We start from the raw sequence: 3,895 nt of genomic DNA on the forward strand, positions 1-3,895 counted from the left end.
GATTAGAGTCTGTACCGATGGATAGACTGCAATAGGTTTCGAAAGCATTTTAAAGCCACTCATCGCTGCGAAGATAGCTGAGATACCGATTAGGGACATCCCAGCGCTTTTCAATAATACTTTTGGCATTAAACAAAGAATAGCACCACTGATGACACCAGGAATTATCCARCGATCCAAGGAAATGGTCATAAATTCTGCTGTGAAGGTAGAACCGATATTTGTTCCTAGAATAATACCGATTGTTTGTGGGAAAGTTAAACTGCCTGCAGAAACGAGGCCGACCGTCATAACCATGACCGCTGAGCTGCTCTGGAGGATTCCTGTAAAAATGGTACCGGCAAAAAAGCCTTTCCAGGGTCTATCTGTTACCTTTGAGAGGAAAGTTTTTAATGCAGCACCGGACATATTGAACAATCCGATACGTAAAACAGCCATACCGGCTAAAAATATCGCAATGAATAATAGAAATAAAATGAGCTCATACATGACTCTCACCCCTTAATCAGCTTATGGTCCAAAGGGGGTAGACATGCTATAAAAAGGATTTCTTTGCTCTAGGATGATTGTTTAGTGAAAAATTATGACATAAACATGATAATATTCGAAATAAGTTTGATTTTATTGGTTGACCTGTTAAAGATGATATATTATAATTGTTTAGTACATGTATAACATGTTGACAACTTGAGTTAGTGTGTTGTTTTCGGAGGGAGGGAAAGAGATGTCTAAAACCGTCGTTCGTAAAAACGAATCGCTTGAAGATGCTCTTCGTCGTTTCAAACGTACTGTATCTAAAGCAGGATCGCTTCAGGAAGCTAGGAAGCGTGAATTTTATGAAAAACCAAGCGTAAAACGTAAGAAAAAGTCTGAAGCTGCAAGAAAACGTAAATTCTAAGAGAGGGTGGAAAGATGAGTCTTCTCGAGCGTTTAAATAATGATATGAAACAAGCGATGAAGAACAAGGAAAAGGACAAACTATCTGTTATTCGGATGCTGAAAGCTTCTATTCAAAATGAAGCTCTAAAGCTGAGACAAGATTTAACAGATGATGAAGAATTGACAGTGCTCTCTCGCGAATTAAAACAACGCAAAGACTCCCTCCAGGAGTTTGAAAACGCAGGTCGTTCCGATCTCGTGGATAAAGTCCGCACCGAACTAGTATACGTAGAGGCATATATGCCTGAGCAACTTTCAGAAGAAGAGATTTCTAAAATTGTTAAACAAACAATTTTAGAAGTCAATGCAACGTCCAAAGCAGATATGGGGAGAGTTATGGGAGCTTTAATGCCTAAAGTTAAAGGTAAAGCAGATGGTTCTCTAGTAAACAACTTAGTACAACAACATCTATCTTAAACTCGAAACCTAACCGCAGGCAAATTGCCTGTGGTTTTTGTGTATTAAAGGATTAGATTAAAATATTTATGCGTATATTATTGGGACAAATGGAGAGATATTATGGATACTTTTAAATTTATTTGCTTTTTTTGAAACCTTTTTCATATACATACGTAATAACTAAGGAACAGAGTAAAGGGTAGCTTCATTTGCAGGGGCCTCTTATTCAATTTTTAGTTACGGGCTGAATTTATCTAGTAAGTATTCTTCGGAAAATCGGAGGCCGCTTACAGCGTTAAATACGGGAAAGGAGGCGTTCCGTTGAAAATTTGGCGTTATATTTCTTTGCTCTTATTTGGATTGCTGTTTACCATGTCTTCACTGATGGTGCCGGCTGTTTCTGCAAAGGAGAAGATCGTTTACCATGTTCCGATTGAAGAAACGGTGGAAAAGGGACTCTCTGCTTTTTTAGAGCGTGCGTTGACCACTGCAGAAGCCGCTAATGCAGATCTTGTCGTTTTCGAGGTGAATACCCCTGGTGGTGCTGTTGATGCGGCAGGGAAAATTGCTAAGTTAGTGTCCGATTCACCAATAAAGACAGTTGCCTACGTCAATAACAGAGCTCTTTCTGCAGGCGCTTATATTTCTCTGAGTGCCGATGAGATCTATATGGTTCCGAGTGCGACGATGGGATCGGCAGCTGTTATTGATTCATCAGGAAACGCTGCAGGAAAGAAAGCGCAATCTTATTGGCTTGCTGCCATGACGACTGCTGCTGAACAAAATGGACGCGATCCGATTTTTGCCCAGGCGATGGCGGATGAAGACATCAACCTTCCTGAATATGGTGCAGAAACCGGAAAGCTGCTGACATTTACAGCGGAACAGGCTAAAAAGGCTGGCTATAGTGAAGGTACCGTTTCTGGGATAGAAGAGCTGTATAGTATACTTGGGGTTGAGGATGCCGATATTCGATCTATCGAAGAAAGCTTTCCTGAGAAACTTGCCCGCTTTTTGACCAATCCAATTGTCATTCCTATTTTATTAACAATAGCAGGAATCGGGATTGTGATTGAATTGTTTTCACCTGGTTTTGGAATTCCGGGTGTTATTGGGATTTCCAGTCTTGTGTTGTTCTTTTATGGCCATCTTGTCGCAGGTATCACCGGGTACGAATCGTTAGCATTTTTCATTATTGGAATCATTCTTGTACTAGTAGAATTTTTTGTCCCAGGGGGGATTATCGGGCTGCTTGGGTTTACCTCGATTGTGGGAAGTCTATTCCTCGCTTCAGGTGATCCTGTTCATATGACGATTTCCTTGCTAATTGCGATTACCGTATCCATTTTGGTATTCATCCTACTTGTAAAGGTGTTTGGAAAACAGATGAAATTTTTCAGGAAAATGATATTAACCGATGCAACAAAAACGGAACAAGGGTATGTGAGCAATCCGAATCGAGTGGATTTATTAGGTGTTGAAGGGAAGGCCCTTACAGATTTAAGGCCTTCAGGAACAGCTTTGATTAATGATGAAAGAGTTGATGTCGTGACTGAAGGAAGTTTTGTTTCCAAAGGTTCGGCAATCATAATTGTTAAAGTTGAAGGATCTAGGGTTGTCGTCCGGGAAATTCCGGAATCAAATTAAAAGATACAGGAAGGATGAATCATTAAGTGATAACTTCAGGAACGATTTTTATTGTACTGGCAGTGATTGCTGCTATCATCGTATTGGCAGTATTTTTCACATTCGTACCAGTAATGTTATGGATTTCTGCTTTAGCGGCAGGAGTCAAAATCAGTATATTTACATTGGTGGGTATGAGGCTTCGTCGAGTTATACCAAGCAGAGTTGTCAATCCTCTTATCAAAGCCCATAAGGCTGGAATTAATGTTTCAACGAATCAATTGGAGAGCCATTACCTTGCAGGAGGTAATGTCGATCGCGTCGTGAACGCATTAATTGCTGCAGAACGTGCCAATATCGTGCTGCCTTTCGAACGGGGTGCAGCTATTGATCTTGCTGGTCGTGATGTACTGCAAGCTGTTCAAATGAGCGTTAACCCGAAAGTGATCGAAACTCCGTTCATCTCTGGTGTAGCAATGAATGGGATTGAAGTAAAAGCAAAGGCAAGGATCACGGTTCGTGCCAATATTGAACGTCTAGTCGGTGGTGCCGGTGAAGAGACGATCATTGCCCGTGTAGGGGAAGGGATCGTATCCACAATTGGTGCTTCGAAAATGCACACGGATGTACTGGAACATCCCGATTTGATTTCAAGAACTGTTTTATCAAAAGGGTTGGATTCAGGAACGGCATTCGAAATTCTTTCCATTGATATCGCTGAAGTGGATATCGGGAAAAACATCGGGGCGATCTTGCAAACAGACCAAGCCGAAGCGGATAAGAAAATTGCCCAGGCAAAAGCAGAAGAACGACGTGCCATGGCTGTTGCGCTTGAACAGGAAATGGTTGCCCGCGTTCAGGAAATGCGAGCGAAGGTTGTCCAATCCGAAGCGGAAGTTCCGTTGGCTATGGCAGATGCACTAAAAAGTGG

General features: G+C 41.5%; 5 protein-coding genes. 4 read left to right on the forward strand and 1 reads right to left on the reverse strand.

All coding sequences use genetic code 11. The features are described from left to right. The coding region (locus tag AC1DUW_RS22855; protein ID WP_477643539.1) for a Na/Pi symporter at window positions 1–489 on the reverse strand (489 nt) is incomplete at its 3' end. A gap of 235 nt (window positions 490–724) precedes the next feature. Between AC1DUW_RS22855 and rpsU the strand changes: the two genes are divergently transcribed. From rpsU to floA, 4 genes are all read left to right on the forward strand, one after another. Beyond that, window positions 725–898, forward strand: coding sequence for a 30S ribosomal protein S21 (gene rpsU / locus AC1DUW_RS22860; protein WP_028391853.1), 174 nt, complete (start codon window positions 725–727; stop codon window positions 896–898). Window positions 899–912: 14 nt separating this feature from the next. Next, window positions 913–1,356 (forward strand): GatB/YqeY domain-containing protein, encoded by a 444-nt coding sequence (locus AC1DUW_RS22865; RefSeq protein WP_053347005.1) that lies wholly within the window; start codon window positions 913–915, stop codon window positions 1,354–1,356. A 309-nt stretch (window positions 1,357–1,665) separates the two neighbouring features. Further along, complete coding sequence (locus tag AC1DUW_RS22870; RefSeq protein WP_407946289.1) at window positions 1,666–2,985, forward strand: NfeD family protein; 1,320 nt, start codon at window positions 1,666–1,668, stop codon at window positions 2,983–2,985. Between the two features lie 44 nt (window positions 2,986–3,029). Further along, window positions 3,030–3,895, forward strand: an 866-nt coding sequence (gene floA, locus AC1DUW_RS22875) for a flotillin-like protein FloA (RefSeq protein ID WP_477643540.1), incomplete at its 3' end; no start/stop codon positions are given.

The organism is Peribacillus sp. P4_C12 (genome assembly GCF_056402095.1).

Excerpts from the sequence above, each read along its gene's own strand:
- rpsU (WP_028391853.1), top strand. The coding sequence starts at position 725 with ATGTCTAAAACCGTCGTTCGTAAAAACGAATCGCTTGAAGATGCTCTT.
- AC1DUW_RS22865 (WP_053347005.1), top strand. The coding sequence starts at position 913 with ATGAGTCTTCTCGAGCGTTTAAATAATGATATGAAACAAGCGATGAAG.